Source organism: Streptomyces sp. CoH27 (genome assembly GCF_020181035.1).
GTDB classification, from domain to species: Bacteria; Actinomycetota; Actinomycetes; order Streptomycetales; family Streptomycetaceae; genus Streptomyces; species Streptomyces camelliae.
In genome coordinates, this window is record NZ_JAIQYY010000034.1 from 1 (window position 1) to 22,241 (window position 22,241).

At 71.8% G+C, this 22,241-nt stretch carries 22 protein-coding genes and 5 pseudogenes; 5 read left to right on the forward strand and 22 right to left on the reverse strand.

Going from position 1 to position 22,241, the window contains the following annotated elements; translation table 11 throughout:
* Positions 1–26: 26 nt before the first annotated feature.
* The 9 genes and pseudogenes from LE548_RS38370 to LE548_RS38410 all read right to left on the reverse strand — a co-directional run.
* The gene (locus LE548_RS38370) at positions 27–497 is read right to left on the reverse strand and encodes a transposase family protein (protein ID WP_225101683.1); all 471 of its coding nucleotides are present in this window, start codon (positions 495–497) and stop codon (positions 27–29) included.
* An 80-nt stretch (positions 498–577) separates the two neighbouring features.
* Positions 578–1,120, reverse strand: coding sequence for an MOSC domain-containing protein (locus LE548_RS38375; RefSeq protein WP_225101684.1), 543 nt, complete (start codon positions 1,118–1,120; stop codon positions 578–580).
* Positions 1,121–1,215: 95 nt separating this feature from the next.
* Complete coding sequence (locus tag LE548_RS38380) at positions 1,216–1,872, reverse strand: TrkA family potassium uptake protein (RefSeq protein ID WP_225101685.1); 657 nt, start codon at positions 1,870–1,872, stop codon at positions 1,216–1,218.
* The gene (locus LE548_RS38385; RefSeq protein WP_225101686.1) at positions 1,869–2,528 is read right to left on the reverse strand and encodes a TrkA family potassium uptake protein; all 660 of its coding nucleotides are present in this window, start codon (positions 2,526–2,528) and stop codon (positions 1,869–1,871) included. Before LE548_RS38385 ends, LE548_RS38380 begins: the two co-directional genes overlap by 4 nt.
* Positions 2,525–5,392 carry a cation-transporting P-type ATPase gene (locus LE548_RS38390; RefSeq protein WP_225101687.1) on the reverse strand — a complete coding sequence of 956 codons (2,868 nt, stop codon included), beginning with the start codon at positions 5,390–5,392 and terminating at the stop codon, positions 2,525–2,527. Before LE548_RS38390 ends, LE548_RS38385 begins: the two co-directional genes overlap by 4 nt.
* Entirely contained in the window at positions 5,382–5,840 is a 459-nt protein-coding gene (locus LE548_RS38395) for a CBS domain-containing protein (RefSeq protein WP_225101688.1), read from the reverse strand. The genes LE548_RS38390 and LE548_RS38395 overlap by 11 nt, the downstream gene beginning before the upstream one ends.
* Before the next feature lie 103 nt (positions 5,841–5,943).
* Positions 5,944–6,828 carry a universal stress protein gene (locus LE548_RS38400; protein ID WP_225101689.1) on the reverse strand — a complete coding sequence of 295 codons (885 nt, stop codon included), beginning with the start codon at positions 6,826–6,828 and terminating at the stop codon, positions 5,944–5,946.
* On the reverse strand, positions 6,812–7,090 hold the full coding sequence (locus LE548_RS38405) for a DUF1918 domain-containing protein (RefSeq protein ID WP_308030989.1): 279 nt from the start codon (positions 7,088–7,090) through the stop codon (positions 6,812–6,814). Before LE548_RS38405 ends, LE548_RS38400 begins: the two co-directional genes overlap by 17 nt.
* Positions 7,091–7,267: 177 nt before the next feature.
* A pseudogene (locus LE548_RS38410) lies at positions 7,268–7,948 on the reverse strand (nicotinate phosphoribosyltransferase); the annotation flags it as partial.
* Positions 7,949–8,251: 303 nt separating this feature from the next.
* Here LE548_RS38410 and LE548_RS38415 point away from each other — a divergent pair.
* Positions 8,252–9,310, forward strand: a complete 1,059-nt coding sequence (locus LE548_RS38415; protein WP_225101690.1) for an endonuclease/exonuclease/phosphatase family protein — start codon at positions 8,252–8,254, stop codon at positions 9,308–9,310.
* A gap of 299 nt (positions 9,311–9,609) precedes the next feature.
* Here the strand turns inward: LE548_RS38415 and LE548_RS38420 are convergent.
* The 10 genes and pseudogenes from LE548_RS38420 to LE548_RS38465 form a co-directional block, all read right to left on the reverse strand.
* Positions 9,610–9,819: pseudogene (locus LE548_RS38420) on the reverse strand (IS5/IS1182 family transposase); the annotation flags it as partial.
* A gap of 85 nt (positions 9,820–9,904) precedes the next feature.
* The gene (locus tag LE548_RS38425; RefSeq protein WP_225101691.1) at positions 9,905–10,525 is read right to left on the reverse strand and encodes a V-type ATP synthase subunit D; all 621 of its coding nucleotides are present in this window, start codon (positions 10,523–10,525) and stop codon (positions 9,905–9,907) included.
* Complete coding sequence (locus tag LE548_RS38430) at positions 10,522–11,916, reverse strand: V-type ATP synthase subunit B (RefSeq protein WP_225101692.1); 1,395 nt, start codon at positions 11,914–11,916, stop codon at positions 10,522–10,524. Before LE548_RS38430 ends, LE548_RS38425 begins: the two co-directional genes overlap by 4 nt.
* Complete coding sequence (locus LE548_RS38435; protein WP_225101693.1) at positions 11,913–13,682, reverse strand: V-type ATP synthase subunit A; 1,770 nt, start codon at positions 13,680–13,682, stop codon at positions 11,913–11,915. The genes LE548_RS38430 and LE548_RS38435 overlap by 4 nt, the downstream gene beginning before the upstream one ends.
* Positions 13,679–14,188: a hypothetical protein gene (locus tag LE548_RS38440; protein ID WP_225101694.1), complete on the reverse strand. Its 510-nt coding sequence runs from the start codon at positions 14,186–14,188 to the stop codon at positions 13,679–13,681. Before LE548_RS38440 ends, LE548_RS38435 begins: the two co-directional genes overlap by 4 nt.
* A complete protein-coding gene (locus LE548_RS38445; protein ID WP_225101695.1) occupies positions 14,185–14,415 on the reverse strand; it encodes a hypothetical protein in 231 nt (76 codons plus the stop codon). The genes LE548_RS38440 and LE548_RS38445 overlap by 4 nt, the downstream gene beginning before the upstream one ends.
* Positions 14,416–14,417: 2 nt before the next feature.
* A complete protein-coding gene (locus LE548_RS38450; RefSeq protein WP_225101696.1) occupies positions 14,418–14,831 on the reverse strand; it encodes an ATP synthase subunit C in 414 nt (137 codons plus the stop codon).
* The gene (locus tag LE548_RS38455) at positions 14,816–16,252 is read right to left on the reverse strand and encodes a V-type ATPase 116kDa subunit family protein (RefSeq protein WP_225101697.1); all 1,437 of its coding nucleotides are present in this window, start codon (positions 16,250–16,252) and stop codon (positions 14,816–14,818) included. Before LE548_RS38455 ends, LE548_RS38450 begins: the two co-directional genes overlap by 16 nt.
* Complete coding sequence (locus LE548_RS38460) at positions 16,239–17,168, reverse strand: hypothetical protein (RefSeq protein WP_225101698.1); 930 nt, start codon at positions 17,166–17,168, stop codon at positions 16,239–16,241. Before LE548_RS38460 ends, LE548_RS38455 begins: the two co-directional genes overlap by 14 nt.
* A complete protein-coding gene (locus tag LE548_RS38465; RefSeq protein WP_225101699.1) occupies positions 17,165–17,602 on the reverse strand; it encodes a hypothetical protein in 438 nt (145 codons plus the stop codon). Before LE548_RS38465 ends, LE548_RS38460 begins: the two co-directional genes overlap by 4 nt.
* Before the next feature lie 167 nt (positions 17,603–17,769).
* On the opposite strand from LE548_RS38465, the gene LE548_RS38470 reads away from it, so the two are divergent.
* The gene (locus LE548_RS38470; RefSeq protein ID WP_225101700.1) at positions 17,770–18,645 is read left to right on the forward strand and encodes a CBS domain-containing protein; all 876 of its coding nucleotides are present in this window, start codon (positions 17,770–17,772) and stop codon (positions 18,643–18,645) included.
* Here LE548_RS38470 and LE548_RS38475 read toward each other — a convergent pair.
* Positions 18,632–19,091, reverse strand: a pseudogene (locus tag LE548_RS38475) (LuxR C-terminal-related transcriptional regulator); the annotation flags it as partial. The gene LE548_RS38470 and the pseudogene LE548_RS38475 sit on opposite strands and share 14 nt — an antisense overlap.
* A gap of 86 nt (positions 19,092–19,177) precedes the next feature.
* Here LE548_RS38475 and LE548_RS38480 point away from each other — a divergent pair.
* A pseudogene (locus LE548_RS38480) lies at positions 19,178–19,456 on the forward strand (helix-turn-helix domain-containing protein); the annotation flags it as partial.
* A gap of 70 nt (positions 19,457–19,526) precedes the next feature.
* Positions 19,527–20,096 (forward strand): maleylpyruvate isomerase N-terminal domain-containing protein, encoded by a 570-nt coding sequence (locus tag LE548_RS38485; RefSeq protein WP_225101701.1) that lies wholly within the window; start codon positions 19,527–19,529, stop codon positions 20,094–20,096.
* Between the two features lie 37 nt (positions 20,097–20,133).
* On the opposite strand, the pseudogene LE548_RS38490 reads toward LE548_RS38485, so the two are convergent.
* Together LE548_RS38490 and LE548_RS38495 are read right to left on the reverse strand one after the other, a co-directional pair.
* A pseudogene (locus tag LE548_RS38490) lies at positions 20,134–20,394 on the reverse strand (response regulator transcription factor); the annotation flags it as partial.
* 77 nt (positions 20,395–20,471) lie between these two features.
* Positions 20,472–21,146 (reverse strand): CBS domain-containing protein, encoded by a 675-nt coding sequence (locus LE548_RS38495; protein WP_225101702.1) that lies wholly within the window; start codon positions 21,144–21,146, stop codon positions 20,472–20,474.
* 188 nt (positions 21,147–21,334) lie between these two features.
* Here LE548_RS38495 and LE548_RS38500 point away from each other — a divergent pair, with 188 nt between their 5' ends.
* Complete coding sequence (locus LE548_RS38500; protein ID WP_225101703.1) at positions 21,335–22,240, forward strand: universal stress protein; 906 nt, start codon at positions 21,335–21,337, stop codon at positions 22,238–22,240.
* The last annotated feature ends 1 nt before the right edge of the window (position 22,241 follow it).

The following is a 22,241-nucleotide window of genomic DNA, read 5'->3' on the forward strand; positions in this document are numbered from 1 at the left end:
CGTCAGCGCATCAGCACACAGTCACATCAACGACAGGCGACGTTGATCGTCACCCCAGATGCGGTTGCAGTATTAGGGCGCCGGACCTGGGTCTCGGTGCCGTCGATGCGCAGGGTGATGTTCTCGGCGGCGGCGTAGGCGAACACGTCCTCCAGGGTGTGCAGTCGCAGGCCGAGCCGGTTGGGGATGGCGAATCCGCGCTCCGCCAGGAGCGGGCGGATCTCACTGATGGCGCGGCCGATGGTGGAGGAGCCCACCTCGTAGATCACGCCGAGGGCCTCGTGGGTGAGGCCGGTGCGCAGGTGAACCAGGGTGGCCAGCAGCCGGTCGGTGAAGACCAGTTCGTACTTCGGCCCGGCTCCGGCCTGCCGTCGGCGGGCGCCCCGGCGCCGCTCGTGCCGCGCGGACTCGCAGCGCGCTTCCCAACGCGGCGCGAGTTCTTCGATCAACTCGCCGAGATGTTGGCGCGCGACGCCACAGAAGGCAGGATGGGCCATGGCTGCGCGGGCCTGCTTGATCTTCACACCTCAAGAACCCGCGCGGCCATCGTCATGTCACGGCCTGCCCGGGAGGCTGGTCAGACCCGGTCCAGGGGTCGGTGCGGACCGCTGGGAAGTTCCATTTCGATCGTGTCGCCAGGGCGCACCACGCCCCCTTCCCTCACGATGCTCATGATTCCGGCTTTGCGCACGATGTTCCCCGCCTCGTCGCGGCCGACGACCTGCTTCAGCAGCCCGTCCTGGAAGTTGTCGATCTGCAGGCAGGGATTGCGGAGGCCGGTGACTTCCAAGACCGCGGAGTCGCCGACGCGCAGCAATGTGCCGACCGGCAGACCGAGCAGATCGATGCCGCGCGTGGTGATGTTCTCGCCGAGTTCGCCGGGCGCCACCTTGAACCCTCCTTCGCCGACCTCGGCGAAGAGCTCTTCATGAATGAGGTGGACCTGGCGCAGATTCGGCTGAGTGGGATCCTGCGCGACGCGCGAGCGATGCTTGACCGTCACACCGGCGTGCACGTCCCCCTCCACACCAAGCCCAGCGAGCAGTCTGACGCTGTCTCGGTTCGGCTTGGTGAACGAGTACTCCCCGTTGCTGCTGACCGCCGTCACTCTCCCGCTCATACCTCGGAACCCCCTCGTCAGTAACCATGATCAGCCACGAGCCTAGCCCTCGCCCCTCAAGGCACAGCATCCGCGATCAATCGCGGGTGGGGTCGTTACTGGAAGGCCGCGTGGATCTCTTGCTCGGTGGCCTCATGGGACACGATCAGGAGTTCGTCGCCGGGCAGCAGTCGTACCTCGGGGCCGGGGACGGTGGGCCGTCCGTCGCGTACGACGGTGGCGACGACGGTACCGGCGGGCAGGGTGATCTCGCCCAGGGTGTGCCCTGCCGCGCGGGACTGTTCGGTGATCGCGGTCTCGATGACCTCGACGCCGGCCTTGCTCAGCCGCAGCAGTGCCACAGTATCGGTGGCGCCGGTTGCTTCCTCGATGAGGGAGATCAGCGGGGTGGCGGCGGGCACGTCCACGTCCACGCCCCACCGCTGGTCGAAGAGCCAGGCGTTCTCCGCGTTGTTGACGCGTGCGGCCACGCGTCCCACGCCGAACCGGCGCTTGGCGAGCAGACTGATGACGAGGTTGTCCTCGTCCCGGCCGGTGGTGGCGATGACGAGGTCGCATGTGAGGGCCCCCGCGCGCTCCAGCAGCCCGGCATCGCAGGCGTCCCCGGCCAGCAGGCGCACGTGGGGCAGGCCTTCGAGTTCGGCCACGCGGTTGTCGTCGTACTCGACGAGGGTGACGTCGTTGCGTGCGGCGGAGAGTACCTGGGCGATCTGGGTGCCGAGGCGGCCCGCGCCGGCGATCAGGACCTTCACGTTCCCAGCTCCTTGTCGAGGAAGCCGCGCAGCCGGCCCAGTGCGGTCGCGGCGACGGCGAAGGTGACCAGGTCCCCGGGCTCGGCCGGGACACCGTGGGCGGGCAGCAGCGAGCGGCCGGCGCGGGTGATCTCCACGACGCGGATCTCGCCGTCGACGTCGAACTCGGTCAGCTGCCGTCCGGTCAGGTAGGCCGGCAGCTCGGAGCGGACCAGGAGGGTCTCGCCGTTGCCGAATGCGAGTTCCGGGGTGAGATGACGGTGCAGCAGCATCTGGTGGATGCGGCTGACGGCCCAGCGAACACTGGAGACGGCCGGGATGCCCAACTCCTGGTAGATGTCGGCGCGGCGCGGATCGTAGACGCGGGCGAGGACGACCGGGACCCGGTACGTCTCCTTCGCGGTCCGCGCGCTGACGATGTTGCTGGTGTCCCGGGAGGTGACCGCGACGAACGCGTCCGCGTGGGCGATGCCGGCCGCCTCCAGTACGGAGCGGCTGAAGCCGTTGCCCACGAGGAAGTCGCCCGGGAAGCCCAGCGGCAGCAGTGCGCGCGCCTTTGGCTGCCGGTCGACGAGTCGTACGTCGTGGCCCTCGGTGACGAGCTGTGCGGCGAGGGTGGCCCCGACCCTGCCGCAGCCCACGATGATCACTCTCATCGCGTTCCCTCCTTCGGCGCCGTCCTGCGGTGACGCAGCACCCACTTGCGGGTTTCCTCGGCGGCCAGCAGCAGAACTCCGAACGCGGCCAGGACCGCCCAGTCGGAGGCGGCCAGCGGTGCGGTGTGGAAGACCGCCTGGAGCGGCGGCGCGTAACTGATGGCGGCCATCAACGCGATACCGACGCAGCCCGCCGCCAGCAGCCAGGGGTTGGACAGCAGGCCGGCACGGAAGACGCTCTGCCGGTCGGTGCGCACCGCGAGGGCGTTGAAGAACTGGCTGACGACGATGCCGGCCTGGACCATGGTGATCGCCTCCCGGTAGACCGGAAGGTCTTTGGTGAAGTCCGCGTAGGGAATGCCGGAGGCGTGGATGTGCCAGAAGAAGACGGCACACACGCCGAGGGCCTGGATGCCGCCCAGGAACAGGATGCGGCCCATGACGGCGGCCGAGAACAGCCGTTCCCGGCGCGGCCGCGGCGGGCTGTCCATGACGTCGGCCTCCATCGGCTCGGCGCCGAGCGCGAGAGCGGGGAGTACGTCCGAGCCGAGGTCGATGGCGAGAATTTGTACGGCGCTGATCGGCACCAGCGGGAACCCTACGAACGTGGCGGCAAGGATCGGCGCGAGTTCGCCGATGTTGTGGCTGAAGAGATAGATCAGGAACTTGCGGATGTTCTGGTAGACGGAGCGGCCCAGACCCACCGCCGTGGTGATGGAGGCGAAGGAGTCGTCGAGCAGGACCATCACGGCGGCCTCGCGGGCGACGTCGGTACCGGAGGCGCCCATGGCGACGCCGATGTCCGCGTGCTTGAGAGCGGGCGCGTCGTTGGCGCCGTCTCCGGTGACGGCGACGACCTCGCCCCGCTGCTGGAACCCCGTGACCACGCGCATCTTGTGCTCGGGAGCGACCCGGCACAGCAGCAGTTCGGCGGACTCGGCCAGCAGGGCGTTCAAGCTTCTGTCGTCCAGCGCGTCCAGCTGCACGCCGGTCACCACCGTTGGGCGCGGCCCTCGCACGATGCCGACACGGCGGGCGACGGCCTCCGCGGTCAGCGGGTGGTCACCGGTGACCATGACGATGCGGATCCCGGCCCGCCGGCACGCGTCCACCGCGTCCCGCACCTCCGGGCGCGGCGGATCGTACATCCCCGCGAGTCCCAGCAGGGTCAGCCCGGACTCGACGTCCCCGATCGGCGGCCGGGGACCATCGACTCGCCGCCGGGCGACCGCCAGCACCCGCAGGCCCTGCCCGGCCATACCGTCGGCGGCCGCGGCCACCTCGGCGCGGGAGGCATCCGTCAGCGGCTCCTGCCGGCCGTCCCGGTCGACGGAGTCACAGCGGGCGAGCAATTCCAGCGGTGCGCCTTTGACGTACGCCAGGTAGGTGCCGTCCTCGGCGCGGTGCACGGTGCTCATCAGCTTGCGCACGGAATCGAACGGATGCTCCGCTGTCCGTGGCGTACGGGCTTCCTCCACCGCCGGATCGACACCGGCCTTCAAGGCGACCACCAGCAGGGCCCCCTCGGTGGTGTCACCGAGCACCCGCCACCCGTCCCGCCCCTTCGGCGGCACCAACCGGGCGTTGCTGCACAAGGCCGCCGCCCGCAGCAACTCCCGCACCGGCCCAGCGTCCGCGACCTCTCCGGCCGGCGCGTACCCCACACCTGTCACGGCGTGCGACACGCCGTCCGCCCACAGCTGGACGACGGTCATCTCGGCCTGCGTGAGCGTGCCCGTCTTGTCGGTGCACACCACGCTGGTCGACCCCAGGGCCTCCACCGCCAGCAGTTGCTTGACGAGTGCGTGCCGGCGGGCCATGCGGCGCACACCGATCGCCAGCGAGACGGAGAGTGTCGCCGGCAGGCCCTCCGGTACGAGGGCGACCATCACGCCGAGCGAGAAGACGAACGTGTCGACGAACGGCTGACCGCTGGGCACGCGCACCGCGAACAGCACGGCCCCGGTCGCCAAGGCGACGCCCGCGACCCGGCGGGCCATGGCGGCGACCTGGCGCTGCAACGGCGTCTGCTGCCGGGGTGCCGCCGCGGTGAGCCGGAAGATCCGCCCGAACTCGGTGGCCGTACCCGTGGCGAACACGACGGCCTTGCCCGTGCCGGCGACCAGGTCGGTACCCATGAACGCGCAGTTGCGCGCCTCTAGCGGCGGTCCGGCCGGAACGGCGCCGGCGACCCTGGTGACGGCCTCGCTCTCGCCGGTGAGCGCGGCGTTGTTGACGGCGGCGTCCTGCGCCTCGACCAGCCGACAGTCGGCCGGCACCGCGTCCCCGGCCTCCAGGACCACCACATCACCCGGCACCAGCTCCCGCGCGGACAGCTCCCGCGGCTCCCCGTCCCGCAGCACCCGGCAGGTGTGCGGCACCATCGCCTGCAACGACTCCGCCGTGCGTTCGGCGGAGTACTCCTGGGCGAAGCCGATACCGGCATTCAGCAGCACCACGCCCAGGATCGCCAGGGCCAGCTGGAGAATGGCCGGATCCCGCGGCTGCCCCAGCAGGTAGGCAAGGAACGTGATCGCCGAGGAGACCAGCAGGACGACGGCGAAGAGGTCGGTGAACTGCGCGAGCAGACGGCGCCACACGTGCCTGTGGCCCACGCCGGGCAGTTCGTTGGGTCCGTGGCGGGCCAGCCGGGCGTCGGCCTCAGCCGGGGTGAGACCACGCGGGCACGTCCCGAGGGCGGCGTAGACCTCGCTCGCCGACAAGGAGGGGACGGCCGGCCGGTCGCCCGGCGGTCCGTCGGACGGAGGCGGGAGGTCCGCAGGCGGGCCGCTCTCGGGCGGCGCGGCCGTCCCGGACACGCCGCCGCGTGGACCCGCTCCCCGCCAGGCCGGCTCAAAGCTCATGCGGGGCTCCGACCGTCGAAGGAGGCCCGGGCGGCTCGTGGAGCACGCTCCAGGCCACCGGGCCCAGCAGGTCGCCCAGCCGTTGGAAGACGTCGAGGAACAGGTCGTCGACCGTCAGCACGCCGACCACGCACCCGCCGTCCAGGACCGGAAGCCGGCGCACCCCGGTGCGGCTGAACGTCCGGTATGCCACCTGGAGGTCGGCGTCGGCGTCGACCGTGACGACACGCTCCGACATGACCTCGTCCACTCGTGCCTCCCGGTCCAGGCCGCCGCCCAGGCCGCGTACGGCGAGGTCGCGGTCGGTGACGATGCCGCGCAGCAGCCCGTCCTCGACGACGAGAACCGACCCGACGGCGGACACGGCCATCTCCCGGATCACCTCCGCGAGGGAGACCTGCGGACCGACGCTGACGGCCGGAGCGGTCATCACCTGGGAGACCTTCACGGGACCACTCCTCCCTCAGACGATGCCGAGCAGTTCGGTCACCGGCGGTCGGGGACTCGGGTGAACGTGGGCCATGGCCGCGACCGGGGTGATGACCCGCGGTTCACGCGGGCGTCGACGGCACGGCGATGACGGGACAGCGGGCGTGCTGGAGCACTCCCTGGCTGACCGAGCCCAGCAGCATGCCGGCGAAGCCTCCGCGTCCCCGGGTGCCCACCACCAGGCCCAGCGCGTGGGCAGAGGCGTCGGTGAGCACCTGCACGGGATGCCCTACGACCAGTTCGTGGCGCAGGTCCACTTCCGGGTAGCGGGCGTGGCGGCCGGCCACGGCCTCGGACAGCAGCCGGCGGCACTCCTGCTGCGACTGGTGTTCGTCGAAGATCCGCAGGTGCCCCGGCTGCCAGACGTACAGGGCCCGCAGCTCGGCGCCGCCGTGCAGGGCCGCCTCCTCGAAGGCCAGGTCGACGGCGGCGGCCGAGTGCTCGCTGCCGTCGACGCCGACGACGAAGTACGGCGGGTCCTGAGTGATGTGCTCCGGCTCCGGCACGATGACGACAGGGCAGTGCGCGCGGGCCATGACCGGCAGGGCGACCGAGGCGGAGCCGAACACCTCCTGGGTCCGGCTCAGGTGCCGGGAGCCCAGGACGAGGGCAGTGGCGTCGCGGCTCTGCTCACGCAGCACCCACACCGGGTCGCCCTCGGCGAGCAGAGTGTCCACCTCGACCTGCGGGTGCCGCGCCGCGACGAAGTCCGCGGCCTCTTCGAGCACCTGCTTCCCGACCTTGTGCAGCGCGTCGTTCCATTCCTCCCAGGACGGCGGGACCTCCCGCCTCCTGTAGCCGCCGGTGGGCACGCCCTCGGCGTGGACCGCGCGCAGCGGCAGCCGTCGGCGGGCCGCCTCGTCGGCCGCCCAGCCGAGCGCCATGCGCAGGGAGCGGTCCGGGTCGACGCCGACGACGATCAGAGCGCGGTCACTGGGCCTGGACATGGCCGCCTCCGGCCAGGTGCCTGACGTAGGCGTCAGGTCCGGGGAAGTACAGGGTCACGCGCCCGTTGTCGGCCCAGCGCACGTCGTAGGGCGGGCCGCCGTCGGGGTGGTGGTGCCCGACGACCTCCCCGTCGCGGGCCACGACACCAGTGGTGATACCGCGTACGACGATCTCGTCGCCGATGCGGGCTCGCATGCGCGCGCCGGTCATCTCAGGACGTGTACCGGGGTGTGCCTTCTTGGCCGGTGCGGGAGCGGTCATCGTTCTCGCCTCCTCCGGGCGGCGGCACGGACGGGTGCCGCCGCCGATCCCATCGAAGCCCCTGGTGCGTCGGGGCTCCAGGGGCCATTGGTCCCCGCGTCGGGCCCCGTCGGCCCACCGGATCCGTGATCTCCGGCCCACTGGTGGCGCGGAACGTACGACCGCGATGTCGACAGGTTCCGGACGGAGGCGGGCTTCGAGGTCCTTGCGCACCGTGGCGGTCAGCTCCTGAAGAGCCGGGGACGTGACCGGCCGGACCGGTTCGGGATCGTGGATCCGGAGTGCCGGGCCGGGGAGGGCGTTGAGGTCCGCGCGCAGGCGCTCGCGGGCGTCCTCCCAGCGGTCCGACGGTCCCGTGCGGAGTCCGTCGCGCATCGCCGTGCGCAGCAGCGGCCGCGCGGAGTTCGGCGGTTCCTCGTGCCGCAGGGCGATGACGTCGGGCCGCCCGGTACGGCGGAAGACCTGCTTGCGGCCCGGGGCGGTGACCTTGGCCGAGGACAGCTTCATCACCGGGCGGCCGTCGTATTCGACGAGCTTGTAGGCGGCATCCAGGTAGGGCGCGTCCACGGCGACCCCGACCCGTGTTCCGACGGCGTACACGTCGATCGGTGCGCCGGCGCGCACCAGCTGGTCCACGCCGTACTCGTCGAGTCCGCCCCTCGCCACGATCCGTACGTCCCTCAGCCCGGCGGCGTCCAGCACGGCGCGCGCCTGCCGCGCGAGCGCGTCGAGATCCCCGCTGTCCAGGCGGATGGCACAGCCCGGTCCGCGCCGCAGGTCCGTCAGCACCCTGGCCGCCGTCCGAACGCCCGCCACCGTGTCGTAGGTGTCGACCAGGAAGGTGACCGGGCTGGGATGCGGCGGGCGAACGCCTGACGGACCGTCACGAAAGATCGAGGTTAGCCATGCGGTCTTCGGTATCGGAGCCAAGTCGGCTCCGAATGCAGGTGCCATGCGGTGTCGGGTTCGGGGGTCCTCGCAGCTGCGTGAACGGGTGATCTACTGCGGAAACGGGTGATCACGAGTTGCGGTCGTCACGTCCTCGGAAGCTCGTGCTGGTATCCACTGTTTCAGTGGTTTTGCGTCAGTACGAGAAGGAGAGCGCATTGGCACGCAGGATGACGGCACTCTTCGCCGTCGCGGGACTGGTGGCTACGCTGCTTGGGTCTGGCCGCCCCCGCTCAGGCCGCTCCCACACGGCAGCTGAAGGTCGCCACCTACAACATCGATGAGGGCACCGACTTCCCGGGGCTGCTTACCGCCCCCACCTGTGCGGAATTTACCAGGCGAGCCGGCCTCGACTATGACCAGATGGTCGCCACCGACTTCCCGTCCCGTGCCCAGGCGATCTCCCGGCTGTTCCGGCGGGAACACCCCGAGGTCGCCGGTCTGCAGGAGGTCGCCCTGTGGCAGAAGGGGCCGCTGAACGGCTCCCTCCACACCACCTATGACTTTCTCACCATCCTTCTCCGCGCGCTGCGCGAGCATGGTCTCCACTATCACGCTGCCGTGATCAACACGATCGGCACCGCCACCGTGCCGATCAGCGCCACCGAAAAGGCGAGCTACACGGACCGTAACGTGATCCTGGTAGAGGACGGGCTCCCGGTAACGAATCCGCAGTCCCACCTCTACGCGGCGAAGCTTGTCGTCCCCACCGCGTGCGGCGTTCCCTTCACCCTCCGGAACGGCTGGTCGACGGTGGACGTCAGCCTCGCCAAGGGCAATGCCAACGACCGGTCGGAGACGGTACGGGTGGCCAACACACATCTGAACGCATCGGTGCCAACCATCCGAAACGCCCAGGCGAACGAGCTGCACGCCGCACTGGCCCAGTCGCCGTACCCGGTTGCCGCTGTCGGGGACTTCAACTCCCTGCCCACCGAGAGCCCGTACCTCACGTTCACCTCCGGCGGCTACGACGACGCCTGGAAGGTTGTGCACGGTCCGGGGGACGGATTCACCGCCTTGCAGGACCCCAATCTGCGCAACCTGCCGTCCAAGCTGGACCACCGCATCGATTACGTCTTCTACCAGCCCCCGCGGCTGTCGGCGGTCGTCGCCAAAGTGATCGGAGACCGCGCGAACGAACGGACACCCAACGGACTGTGGCCGTCCGATCACGCGGGTGTGTCGGTATCGATGCATCTCAGCACGACGAAGGCCGGATCACCCGCCGGCAACCAGCCCTGGGCAGTGTCGCTGCTCTGGCTGACATAGCGGTCGGTGGGGCGACTTGCCTCTCCATCGATTGCTATGTCAGCCAGGGCCTCAGCGATCCGTGCCAATGTGGGCTCATCACCAACCAGCTCCGGGACCGAGTGCTGGACGAGGTGTTGCATCGAGCCCGGCGCCGGTCAGTGGCCGACGTAAAGCTCAGGTTGGACGACGGGCTTGCAGCGGCAGTGGGAGAGTGGGGCCCGGGGCGCGTTTCGGGCCGCGTGGGCCGAGGAAGCGACGCTGTCCTTGAAGGCGATCAGTCCCGTTCGGCTTCTCGGGACGCTGGCTGTCCGTTCCTGCGGGAGCTTCGGCGAGTGATGCGCCTGGTCATGAGGGTGATCGCGGCCCAGGTGATCAGCGACTCGGAGTGCTGGATGAGCCGTTCGTAGTCCCGGGCATTCCGACGGACGTGCATGATCCAGGCCAGCGACCTCTCAACTACCCGGAAGTCGGGGCAGGACGACGAACCCGGGGGTGTTTTTCGGCCGACTGACGCTATTGAGGGTCAGCACGGTACGCCAGCTGACAGCGGTCGGCGGCATCGGGCGGGCCCCTGCATGGGCCCGCCCTCGTCGTGCGCTCCTTGCCGTGCCGTCACCGGGGGCCGTGGGAGGCAGCCCAGCGGCGCCGTACCGCTTCCTCGTGTTCGGCCTCCTCCAACCCCAGCTCCACGGAAGCGAGTTCGCGCTGCAGCCGGGGGATCCAGTGCCGGCGCAGGGCACGGACCCGCTGCCGGGTGCGCTCGGCCTCGGCGGCGAGCAGGTCGGCGGCGGCCCGGTGGGCGGCGTGCTCCGCGGCGGCGCGGACCGCAGCGCGGTAGGCGGTCTCGGCGTGCGTGAGGGCGGTGTTGGGCGGTGTCGGTTCGGCCGGGGAGCGGACCGGGTCGGCCCAGTCCACTGCCGCGGGATGGCGTACACCCATCAGCGCGGCCCACTGGACATCGATGCGCGACCGGTCCGCGGGCACCGCCTCGGCCAGCGCCCGTTCGCCGCCGAGCAGCACCCCGCGCACCAGCCAGCTGTCCGCCTCGGCGAGCCGTTCCCGCCAGACCCGGCCCGCTTCCTCCGCCGCCCGGCGTTCCGCCTGCTCCCGGTCCAGCAGGAGGCGGAGTTTGCGTTCCAGCAGGTCCGCTCCGCGCAGGGCGGTGGCGAGACTGCGGCGGAGCCGCAGCCGCCCGGCCCGGCCCGGCGGCACCCGCCGCCCGTGCACGGTCACGATGGCGCCTCCTCCCGCGACGGATGGTGGGCGTCGAGGAGCTCCGTCGGGATCATTCCGAGTTGGCTGTGCGGCAGGGTCAGCAGCACCTCCCAGGCTCGGTCCAGTGAGGCGTCCAGCGGCCGGTTCTCCTGTGTGCCCTGGGCGAGGAGGCGGGTGCGGAACGCGTCCTCCAGGTCGAGGTGGCGCAGGTCGGTCGGGCTGAGGGCCTGCCGCCCGATCAGGTCGGCCAGTTCCCGTACCTGCCGGGACCTGGCCAGCGCGGCGATCAGCTGCGCGGCGACGGCCGGGTGGTCGGCGCGCGTGCGTCCGGCTCCGGTTCCCTTGCGCATCAGACGCGACAGCGAGGCCAGCGGATCGACGGGCGGGTACGTGCCGGTGGCGTACGCCTCGGCAGACAGGACGACCTGTCCCTCCGTGATGTAGCCGGTGAGATCCGGGACGGGGTGGGTGATGTCCCCCGCCGGCATCGTCAGCACCGGCAGCACGGTCACCGACCCGGGCCGACCCCTGATCCGGCCGCAGCGTTCGTAGAGGGAGGCGAGGTCGCTGTAGAGGTAGCCGGGGTAGGCGCGGCGGGCCGGGATCTCGCCGCGCGCTGCGGACACCTCGCGCAGCGCCTCGGCGTAAGCCGTCATGTCGGTCATCACCACCAGGACATGATGGCCTTCAGTGAATGCCATGTGTTCAGCCACGGTGAGGGCGAGGCGGGGGGTGAGCAGCCGTTCGATCACCGGATCATCGGCGGTGTTGAGGAAGAGAACCAGTTCCCGTGCGGCGGAGCGTTCCGCGAGCCCGTCGCGGACGAACGCGGCGTCGGCGTGTGTGAGCCCCATACCGGCGAACACGACGGCGAACGGCTCGCCGCCACACGTCGCCTGGGCCGCGATCTGTACGGCCAGTTCCAGGTGTGGCAGCCCGGCCGCCGAGAACACCGGCAGCTTCTGGCCCCGTACCAGCGTGGTGAGTACGTCCACGGCGCTCACGCCGGTGAGAACCGGTTCGTTCGGCGGTTCCCGGCGCACAGGGTTGATCGGTGCGCCGCCGACCGCCGCGTAGGTGCCGCCGAGCACCGGCGGTCCGCCGTCGGCCGGTTCGCCCCGCCCGTTGCACACCCGCCCCAGCCATCCGGCGCCGACCGGGATCCGCAGCGGTGTGCCCGAGAACGCGACGCGGGTGCCGCCCCGGTCCATGCCGGCCGTATCTTCAAGGACCTGCACCACCGCGACATCCCGGTCCACCTCCAGGACCAGCCCGTGCCGCCGTTCACCGGAGCCGAGGACGATCGTGGCGAACTCGTCCCAGCCGACCCCGCTCACCCCCTCGACGACCACGAGGGGGCCGCGGAGTTCCCGCACACCCGTGTACTCGAATTCCGCGCGGCCGCTCACGCCGCTGCCTCCTTCAGCCGGGCCAGCACGGAGTCTCGGCCCGCCGCCACCGGAGCGGTCTCCGTCGGACCCGCCGTCTCACGTGCCCTCAACAACGGCGTGAAGTCGACAGCTTCGACGTCCTCGGGCCGGGCGCCGGAGTCCGCCAGCTCCAGGCAGCGGTCGACCACCGTCAGCACCGCCTCCACCAGCGCCGCGGTCTTCTCGGGGGCGCTGTAGGCGTCCGCCGGGGACAGCGCGCTCTGCTGGATCAGGGCCTCGCGCAGCAGCCGTCCCGCGAGCACGCTCATCCGCTCCCGGGGCGGCAGGGCCGTGATACCGACCAGTTCGACCAGGTCGGCCAGCCGGTCGGCCTCGGCCAGCAGCCGCGCCACCCTTCCGCGCCGCTCGGTCCATTCGGGGGCGCCGGCCCGCGTGTGCGCGGCGGCCAGTGTGGCGGCGTCGCGGGAGAAGGAGTCCGTCCAGGACACGGCCGGGTAGTGCCGTGCGTAGGCGAGGTCGCGGTCCAGGTTCCACAGGCACCGTACGAAGCGTTCGGTGTGTGCGGTGACCGGCTCGGTGCGGTCGCCGCCCGGTGGGGACACGGCGCCGATCACGGTGACGGAGCCGGTCGCGCCGGCGAGGGTGCGCACGGCGGCGGCTCGCTCGTAGAACGCGGCCAGTTGCGAGGCGAGTCCCGCCGGATAGCCTTCCTCGGCGGGGAGTTCGCCCATGCGGGAGGCGAACTCGCGCAGCGCCTCCGCCCATCGGGACGTCGAGTCGGCGATCAGGACGACGTCGAGGCCCATGTCACGGAAGTACTCGGCGACGGTCGCGCCGGTGTGCACGCTCGCCTCGCGGGCCATCATCGGCATGTTGGAGGTGTTCGCGATCGTCACGGTACGGTCCGCCAGCCGGCCCCCGGTGCGCGGGTCGGTCAGCTCGGCCAGTTCCTCGATGACGTCCGCCATCTCGTTGCCGCGCTCGCCACAGCCGACGTAGACGATCACGTCGGCATCGCACCACTTGGCGATCTGCTGGAGCAGCATGGTCTTGCCGGTGCCGAAGCCGCCCGGCACGGCGACCGTGCTGCCGCGCGCCACCGGGAAGAGCAGGTCGACGGCCCGCTGCCCGGTGTTCAGCGGCACGTCGGCCGGCAGCCGCCGGGACACCGGCCGCGGCTTGCGCACCGGCCAGGACTGCGCCATCCGCACCTCGTGCCCGCCCACCACGGCGAGCACGGCGTCCGAAGAGTACTCGCCCGCCGCCGCGATCCGGCTCACCTCGCCCGTGAGGTCCGCAGGCACCAGGAGCCGCAGGGACACGCTCGCCCCGATCTCGCCGAGCACGTCCCCGGCCGCGACCTGCCCGCCCTCGAACACCCCTGGTGCGAACGGCCAGGTGTGGCGTTGGGGGGCGGAGTCCGGGCCGGTGGTCAGCAGGAGGTCGCCGACGCCGTCCAGCGGGCGCAGCAGTCCGTCGAACACACCGCCGAGCAGATCCGGAGCAAGGCACACCGACAAGGGCCGACCCTGTGGCTCCGCGGGGTGCCCGGGGGCCAGCCCGCCGGTGTACTCGTACGCCTGGACGGTGGCCGTGTCGCCGCCGATGGCGACCACCTCGCCCGGCAACCGGTCGGGGCCCAGCACGACCAGGTCGTGCATGGCGACCGAGGCGGGGCAGACGATCTCCACGAGGGGACCGGCGACCCGGAGGACACGCGCCGTGCCCCGCGCGTGCCCGTCGCTGCCGGACCGAGCCGGCGCCGAGCCTCCGGGGCCGCTCACGGCGGCCCCCACAGCGTCTCGGCCTGCACTCCCAGCCGGTCCAGGGCGCGGTCGGCGAGGGCATCCGCCGACAGGTCGACCCGGCGGCCGGGCACCTCGGCTGTCACTCCGCCGCCTTCGGCGGCCGTGACCCGTGCCTGCGGTCCCAACAGGGCCGTCGCGGCCTCCACAAGCCGGAGCTGCGGGACGGTGCCCTCCGCCAGCGCCCGGCGCACGCCCGCGCGGATCCTGGCGCGGAGTTCGGCGTACACGTCGGCGCGGGCCGCGAGTTCCGCCGCCCAGGCTTCCTGTGCCGCCCGGACCCGCTCCCGGCCCGCCGCGGCTGCACCGTCGGCCGCGCCGAGGTCCCGGGCTCGCGCGAGCACCGCTTCGGCCGTACTCCGCGCTTCGCGCAGGGTCTCCTCCGCGTCGGCCCGTGCGCGGTCCAGCTCGGCATCGGCCGAGGCCCGTGCCGCACGCAGCAACTCGGCGCGCACGGGATCCAGGGCGTCCACGGGCACCGTCATCGGGGCATCACCACCGTCAGAGGCCGGAACGGGTCCGGCAGCGCCGTCGCCGCGCTTCCGAGGGCTTCCGAGGCCTCGGCAGTGAGGATCACCAGGCGGACGGTGCCCGGGAGTGTTCGCCAGGCTAGGCGGACGGCGTCCGGATCCTCTGCCACGAGGACGTCGACCCCGGCCAGCGCCAGGCCGCACACGCCGGTCCGTGCGCCGATGGCGGCCACCGTGCCCATGATCAGGCTTTCCCGATCAGCAGGATGGCGACCACCAGCCCGTACACGGCGATGCCCTCCGCCAGGCCGACGATCACCATCGCCCGGCCGAACATCTCCGGTCGTTCGCTCAGCGCGGCCAGCGCCGCGGCACCCGTGTAGGCGACCGCGATCGCGGCCCCGATCGAGGCCCCGGCCACCGCGATAGCCGCCCCGATCAGGGCGGACCCACCCGCCCCGCCGGAGGTAGCAGCCTGGGCAGAGGCCTGCGCGGGACCTGTGAGTGCCGTGGCCAGGACGGCACAGGCCCCGCCCAGAAGGGCGAGGTTCGTGGCCAGGAGCCAGCGGAAGGCGTGCCTGGTCCGGCGCCGACGCAGCAGCCGGAAGGCACCGAGCACCGCGGCGAGGACCGGCAGGACGATCAGCCAGGTGAGCATGGGACCACCTTCCCAGCGCGATCGGCAGGTTCCGCCGGAGGAACGTGCCAGGGACGAAACGGGCGGCCCTCCGTCTCGAAGAGCCGGGAGAACAGCTCGTAGAACTCCAGCCGCAGAGCCTGCACACCAGCCACCAATGCCTCCAGACCGAACGAGACGGCCGTACCCACGACGAACAGCAGCACGGCACCCATGACTCCGGCAGCACCGCGCGCGGCCAGGCCCGTGGTACCGCGCCACACCAGGTCGGCGAGCGCCGCGTGGGTGAGGCCGAAAGCCGCGAGCCGGGCGAAGGACAAGGTGTTGGTGCCCGTGCGCACGATGACGTCGAACAGCCGCACCACCGTCTCTGCGAGCCCCGCGCCCCCGCCCGCCGTGGCCCGGAACAGGCCGTACGCCACCAGCGCCAGCCCCGCCCCGGCAAGTGCGGCCCCGGCAACTGCTGCGGGCGGCCGGTGCAGGAGCAGTCCCGCCCCGGCCAGCGCGAGCCCCAGGTAGAACAGCAGCCCGGCACAACCGGACGCCGCGTACACCCCCGTGCCCCAACCGCCCTCACGTACCCGGTTGACCGCACCGGCGGCATGCGCGAGGGCCAGCAGTCCGGCCCCGAAGAGCACGGCGGCACCCAGGAGGCGCGCGGGGCTGTCGAGCGGGCTCAGCCACAGCACCGGCAGCAGTCCGGTGGGTCCGAAGAACTCGCCGTAGGCGGCGCCCGCGAGCACGGCGGCGGCTCCGGCGCCCGCCAGGAACGGCCACAGCCGCCTCAGTCGGGCGAACCGGCGGGGCCACCTGAGACGCAGCGCGAGCGCGCCGAGCAGAAGCAGCGCACCGTGTCCCACGTCGCCGAACATGATCCCGAACATGGCGACGTAGGCGAGACCGGCCGGCCAGGAGGGGTCGAGGTCGGCGTAGGCCGGTGTGCCGTACGTCGTCACCAGCGGAGTGAAGGAGACGGGCCCGCCCGGCCGCAGCAGCGTCGGCGGATCCGTACCGGGAGGAGACGGCAGGGGCACCAGCGCGCCCCCTGCAGCGGCAAGACGGGCCCCGACGCGCGCCACCTCACCCGCCGGGCACCACCCGGCCAGCGCAGCGACCTCACCATGCCGTACGGCGCCTTCCGCACGCTCCTCCAGCTGGGCCTCGCCCGCCAGCAATGCCATGCTGCGTCGCTGTTCGAGGAGGTCGAGGTTGGGCACGGTGGCGGCCAGGACAGCTGAAGCGGTGCTCTCGGGCTCGGTGCCTCGTCCCCGCAGCCGTTGCAGTCGCAGGGCCGCCGGGCCCGGAGCGGCCTCCTCGGCACGGTCCAGCTCCACACAGCCCTCCTCGGCGAGCCGCACGAGCGCGTCCCGCAGGGCCGCCTGGGGCACGACCACCGCCACGCGGTGCATCCGGACCGGTGTCATCGCCTCAGGCCAAGGCATCGAACACCTCCCGGGGCCGTCCGCCGCGCGCCGCGGACTCCAGTGCCGCCCGCACCCGCCAGGCGTCCACCGACAGCACCGCGACCGCGCCCACGACCACGCCGGGCCCGTACCGGCCCTCGCGCAGCAGCGCCATGCCGTCCACCTGCACCGTCCGCCACCAGCGGGCCTCGGCCCGCCATAGCCCGTCCGGCTCTTCGACGTCCACCAAGGCCCACCGAGCCGCCGTGGGCAGTGCGGCGCGGAACTCGTCATATGTGGCGGCGGCCGCTGCCCGTTCCCCGAGCAGTCGTGCCGCGTCGCGCCGTACGGGCTCCGGCAGCGAGCGCCGGTGGACGAACCGTTCGCGGGCCGTCAGCAGCACGGCACATCCCTGGGCCCAGCGGCGCGCGGCCGGTACGGCGACTGCGGTGCGCCGCGCGGCGGCCATGCGCATGCCGGTGACCAGGGCCCACGGTGTGTCGTCACCAGGGTCGCCCCAGGGTGAGGCGGCGAGGGCCGCCCGCACTTGCGGGGGCGTGTCGGCGCGCTCCAGGCTCCGCCAGGCGGTCTCGAGTGCCCCGAGCCGGTACGGCTCGGGTACGTCCGTGCGGCGGCCGTCCGGCGCTGGCAGCCGGGTGACGACGTTGGCGATCTCGAAGCCTGCGGCGAGCGGCACGAGCAGCCGGGCGCCACCGGGCGGCAGCCAGCCGGCCAGCACCCGCAGGTGCCACAGCAGGGTGGCGGATACCGCCATCTGCGCCCCCGGCAGGTCGGTCGAGGTCCGCGCATACCGCGCGTACGGGGTCGCGGTGAGGCGCCGTAGGCCGTCGTCGAGCGTCGGGCTCGCGGCGATCTCCCGTGCCCCGTCGGCCCCCGGGTACCGGGCGACGAGCGCCTTCGCCCGCACCGCACCGGCCACCCAGCCCGCGCTCATGGCGCCTCGCCCCTCCCGCGTGCCAGGCGCAGGGCCTCGGCCACCGCGCGCTCCACCAGATCAGGCATACGCTCCCCGGCTTGTACCCGGACCTCCGAGGCCCTGCGGTCTCCGGCGGCTCGCAGGGCGTCCGCCTCGCGCCGTGCAGCGCGGAGGAGGGGTTCGGCGGTCTGTCGCCTCACCTCCGGGGCCTGCTCACGGGCGGCCAGCACGAGACGTGCCGCCTCGCGCTCGGCGTTCTGCCGGAGGGCCTGTGCCGCCTCGTCCGCAGCGGCCCGGATGCGGGTTGCGTCCCTCTGTACGTCTGCCAACCGCGCGAGGGTGGGTTCCAGTTCGGCGGCGCGCTCGACTGTACGGTCGGGGGGCACGCCGGTGGCGGACGCTCCCGGCGTGCCCGCCGGGCGGAACCGCTCCAGAAAGTCCCGCAGGCTCATCGGCCGGCCTCCTGCCAGTCGGCGCTCCCTTTAGTTTCACCGTTCCCGTTCCGCCCCGCACCGGATAGGCCGTCATACCGTCGCACCAGGGCCGTTCGGCTCTTGGCGTCGGTGAGGGGAGCGGGAGACTGGGACAGCAGACGACTCGACGGAGTCCGGAGGCCATCGTGAACACGCACGAGAACTTCTCCACACAGGCCGACGCCCGACGGTCCCAGCCCTCCCGCCGCTGGAGCCCCGGCGAGGAGAAGCGGCAGGAGATGCTGGTCCGCTACCTGGGCGCCGTCGCCGCGGCTGCCGCAACACACTCCGGCACCCAGGCCGCGCCGGCCGCCGCCCAGGGCCCTGCCCGCCCGGCACCTTCAACCGTCTCCCCCACACAAGAGGCTTCACCGCCCGAGACCGGGCTCCCGCTGGTGCGGGACGTGATGGACGTGCCTGCCGCTTCCCTCCGCGAAGACCTGCCGTACCGCGACATCGCCCGCCTGCTGGCACGCGAACACGTGGGTGCCGTCCCCGTCGTGGACACCGAGGACCACGTGCTCGGCGTCGTCTCGGAGTCCGACCTGCTGGCGAAGGTCGCCTTCGAGGCGTCCGGCCACCGGCCCGGACACATCGGCTGGCTACGCGAACGCCGGCTGCACGGCAAGGCCCGCGGCGAGACCGCCGCCGACCTCATGACGAGCCCCGCGATCACCGTGCTACCGGGTGCGACGGTCGCCGAGGCCGCCTGGCTCGCCGCGCTGTCCCGGCTCAAGCGGATGCCTGTCACCGACCACGACGGCCGTCTGGTCGGCGTCGTGCGCCGCAATGCGCTGTTGCAGGCCCTCATCAGGGACGATGCCGGAATCCGTGCGGAGGTCGAGACCAGGATCGAGGCTCTCTGCCCGCCGGGCGGGCGGGGCATCGTAGAGGTGGCCGTCCACGACGGCATCGTGGAGCTGACCGGACGGGTGCCGGCCGCGACCATGGACAGGCTGGTGGCCGAGGTCGAGGGGATCGCCGACGTCGTCGAGGTGAAGAACCTCCTCACGACAGGCTGACCTCGGGCGCCCTCAGGCGTGCCGCCACGGAGTCGTGCTGGTCCAGGTGGGTCGCGAGGACGGCCGCCTGGACCTGGCGCTGTACGCCCAGCTTGGCCAGCATCCGCGAGATGTGGTTCTTCACAGTCTTCTCCGACAGGTACAGCTTCTTGCCGATCTCGCGGTTGGTGAGACCGTCGCCGATCAAGGCGAGGACATCCCTCTCGCGTGGTGTCAGACCGGCCAGCTCGGGCGGCAGCGACGGTGTCTCGGCCGGGTCGGCCCGCAGGGAGTGCATGAGACGGGCCGTGGTCGCGGGGTCGAGCATCGACTGCCCGGAGGCGACGGTGCGGACTGCGGAGACAAGGTCGGAACCCTTGATCTGCTTCAGCACGTAACCGGAAGCGCCGGCCATGATGGCGTCCAGCAGGGCGTCCGTCGTCGAACGAGGTCAGCATCGGACACGCTGGTGCTGTGACCGGGAAGGTTCACCGGGTTGGTGATTAGGGCGGTTGGATGGGCGGTGACGTCGGTTCCGATCGCTGGAGGTGTGGTGGCCGAGCCTGTGCGGGTGCGCAGACTGACCGATCAGGAAGGGCAGAAGCTGCAACAGATCGTGCGCCGGGGAAGTACCAACTCGGTGCGCTACCGGCGAGCAATGATGTTGCTGGCGTCGGCGGGCGGGAACCGGGTGCTGGTGATCGCGCAGCTGGTGCAGGCCGACGAGGACACCGTCCGGAATGTGATCTACCGGTTCAACGAGATCGGCCTGGCCTGTCTGGGCGCCCGCATCCGCAGCGAGAAGGGCATCCGCTGGGGCGGACGTGCCAGATGCCCGGCGGCGTGAAGGATCGACAACCAGCCCAGCCCACTCCCACCACACGGACCGCCAGGAGCTCTGCATGGACCATAAGGACGTCGACGCCGCCCTAGCAGAGATGCTGCAGGTGCTCGGCCCCCATACCGCCGAGGACTGGACAGTACCGGCTGGGCCGCTCGAATGGACCTGCTGGCAAACAGCAGCCCACATCGGCCACGACCTGCTGGCCTACGCAGCGCAGCTGGCAGCACAGCCCACCGACACCTACCTTCCCATCGACCTGAACGTTCGCCCCACTGCCTCTCCGGCCGAAGTGCTCCAGGCCGTCACCGCCTGCGGCGGACTGCTCAGCAGCGCCCTGGCCACAGCCAACCCGACCCTGAGGGCCTGGCACTGGGGCCCGTGCGACCCCGAAGGGTTCGCCGCGATGGGCGTCGCCGAAACCCTGCTGCACACCTACGACATCACGCAGGGACTGTCCGTGGACTGGCTGCCACCAGCACCGCTGAGCGCAGCAGTACTCAACCGGCTCTTCCCCACCGCCCCTCCCGGAGACCCCACCCCGGTACTCCTCTGGTGCACCGGCCGCGGAGAACTCGACGGTCTCCCTCGCCAAACCTCATGGAGGTGGGAAGCAGCACGACCCGACTGATCGAGCTGACCCCGGCGAACGTTCCCGGTCAGAGCACTAGCTCCGGCATCCGGCTGCGCAGCTCCCGGCAGACCGAGATGCCGTCCCGCTCCGGCAGTCGCACGTCGAGCACGGCGACGTGCGGGCGCAGGGCGGGGGCGCGGGTGAGCGCGTGCTCGGCGGTGTCCGCGTCACCGACCACGCAGATGTCCGGTTCGGCGTTCAGCGGGTCGGCCAGGCCGCGTCGTACGATCTCGTGGTCGTCGAGCAGGAACACCCAGATCGGATCCTGTGCCGTGAAGGTGCGTGACTCGGTCATGACAGCCTCCTCTCGTTCCCTGGGTAACGGACAGGCTGTCCACGACGCCGATCATTCCTCCGCGGGGGCCGTAGGGACTAGGACTGACCCGTCCCGCTCACTCCATGGTCGTCGCGCACGAGGTCGAACCGCACGTCCACCACACCTTCCACGGCCCGCACCAGCCGCGCGGCCACCGGTACCAGGGCGGTGTCGCGGATCCGGCCCGTCAGCGTGGCGACTCCGTCCTCGACCTCGACCTGGACGGCCGAGGACGACAGCGGGAAGAGGTACGACACGATCTCGCGGCGCACCTCCTCGGCAATGTCCTCGTCGTCACGCAGGAAGACCCTCAGCAGGTCGGCGCGGCTGACGATGCCCTCCAACAGACCGGTCTCGTTGACAACGGGCAGCCTCTTGACTCCCTCGCGCGCCATGATCCGTGCGGCCTCGGCGAGGGTGGCGTTCGCCCGCACCGTGACGGCGGGCGACGACATGAGTTCCCCCGCGGTGAGGGCGCCAGCCTTCGCCACGTCGACCGGCTGACGCAGCTGGAGGTAACCCGCGTCGGGGGCGTCGCGGAGTTCCTCCGTGGGCAGCAGGTCGGCCTCGGAGACCACGCCAACCACCTGGCCCTCGCCCTCGATCACGGGAAGGGCGCTGACCCGCCAGTCCTGCATCAGGTCCACGATCTCCTTGAAGGGGGCTCGCCGTCCGACGGCGGCGACCGTGTGGGTCATGACATCGCTGACGATGCGCGAGGTGCCGTACATGGTGAACTCCGTGAGATCTGCGACTGCCAGTCCGATTTCAGCATGTCTGTTGCCTTCGGAACGGGCCAGGGGCCACCAGTCCCTGTACCGGGCCGGTCGGTCTCACACAGGGGACGTGCGGCCCCTGACCCCGTGAGTGCGGCGTCAGCATGCTGGAAGCGGATTCCTTGTCCCGGGAGGTGGAGACCATGACCCGAACCGTCACGGTAGGCCTCGACGGCTCGCCGGAGAGCCGGGCCGCCGCTGAGTGGGCGGCGCGTGAAGCGCAGCTGCGTGGTCTGCCGCTGAAGATCGTCCACGTCTTCGAGCCGTTGCCCGCTCATGTGGCCCAGGCCCCGCTGCTGGGGGCCGAGACGGTGCAGCAGTGGAGCGAGGAGGTTCCCCGTGAGGCCGCCGCGGGGCTGCGGCTGCGCCATCCCGGGGTGGAGGTGCTCACCGATCGGCTCAGCGGGAACCCTGCGCAGGCCCTGACCGAGGCGGCGGACGTCGCCGAGCTGATGGTGTTGGGTTCACGTGGCTTCGGGGCGGTCGGCGGGTTCGCGGTCGGGTCGGTCAGCCTGGCCGTCCTCGCGCATGCCGAACGTCCCGTGGTGCTGGTCAGGGCCGGAGAGCAGGCCGCTGACGAGCACAAGACGGACCCGGTGGGCATACCGTCCGCCGCGACGCCCTTCCGGCCCGTCGTCCTTGGTCTCGACACCGCCTCCCCGGACGAGACACTGCTGGAGTTCGCCTTCGACTCCGCCGTACGTCGGAACGCGTCCCTGCGGGTCGTGCACGCCTGGCCCGAGCCGCCCACCGCCTTCTACCGCTTCTACGGCGACGCCGAGCTGTACGGCACGCTCGTTCACGAGCAGGCCAAGGTCCTTACCGAGGTGCTGCGCTCCTGGCGGCAGAAGTTCCCGGGGGTGGAGGTGATCGAGTCGAGCCGGTGCGGCAGCGCCGCGCAGGTCCTCGTCGACGCCGCCCGGGAGTCCTCCCTGGTCGTCGTCGGCCGGCGCATGCGCACCAGCCCCCTCGGCGCCCACATCGGACACGTCGCACACGCCGTCCTGCACCACGTCGTGGCCCCGGTCGCCGTGGTTCCGCACGACTGAT

Bases quoted from the DNA above. Each gene is read 5' to 3' on its own strand.
- LE548_RS38370 (WP_225101683.1), bottom strand. From the start codon at position 497: ATGGCCCATCCTGCCTTCTGTGGCGTCGCGCGCCAACATCTCGGCGAG.
- LE548_RS38375 (WP_225101684.1), bottom strand. From the start codon at position 1,120: ATGAGCGGGAGAGTGACGGCGGTCAGCAGCAACGGGGAGTACTCGTTC.
- LE548_RS38385 (WP_225101686.1), bottom strand. From the start codon at position 2,528: ATGAGAGTGATCATCGTGGGCTGCGGCAGGGTCGGGGCCACCCTCGCC.
- LE548_RS38390 (WP_225101687.1), bottom strand. From the start codon at position 5,392: ATGAGCTTTGAGCCGGCCTGGCGGGGAGCGGGTCCACGCGGCGGCGTG.
- LE548_RS38400 (WP_225101689.1), bottom strand. From the start codon at position 6,828: ATGTCCAGGCCCAGTGACCGCGCTCTGATCGTCGTCGGCGTCGACCCG.
- LE548_RS38405 (WP_308030989.1), bottom strand. From the start codon at position 7,090: ATGACCGCTCCCGCACCGGCCAAGAAGGCACACCCCGGTACACGTCCT.
- LE548_RS38440 (WP_225101694.1), bottom strand. From the start codon at position 14,188: ATGACGGTGCCCGTGGACGCCCTGGATCCCGTGCGCGCCGAGTTGCTG.
- LE548_RS38445 (WP_225101695.1), bottom strand. From the start codon at position 14,415: ATGGGCACGGTGGCCGCCATCGGCGCACGGACCGGCGTGTGCGGCCTG.
- LE548_RS38450 (WP_225101696.1), bottom strand. From the start codon at position 14,831: ATGCTCACCTGGCTGATCGTCCTGCCGGTCCTCGCCGCGGTGCTCGGT.
- LE548_RS38455 (WP_225101697.1), bottom strand. From the start codon at position 16,252: ATGCCTTGGCCTGAGGCGATGACACCGGTCCGGATGCACCGCGTGGCG.
- LE548_RS38460 (WP_225101698.1), bottom strand. From the start codon at position 17,168: ATGAGCGCGGGCTGGGTGGCCGGTGCGGTGCGGGCGAAGGCGCTCGTC.
- LE548_RS38465 (WP_225101699.1), bottom strand. From the start codon at position 17,602: ATGAGCCTGCGGGACTTTCTGGAGCGGTTCCGCCCGGCGGGCACGCCG.
- LE548_RS38485 (WP_225101701.1), top strand. From the start codon at position 19,527: ATGGACCATAAGGACGTCGACGCCGCCCTAGCAGAGATGCTGCAGGTG.
- LE548_RS38495 (WP_225101702.1), bottom strand. From the start codon at position 21,146: ATGTACGGCACCTCGCGCATCGTCAGCGATGTCATGACCCACACGGTC.
- LE548_RS38500 (WP_225101703.1), top strand. From the start codon at position 21,335: ATGACCCGAACCGTCACGGTAGGCCTCGACGGCTCGCCGGAGAGCCGG.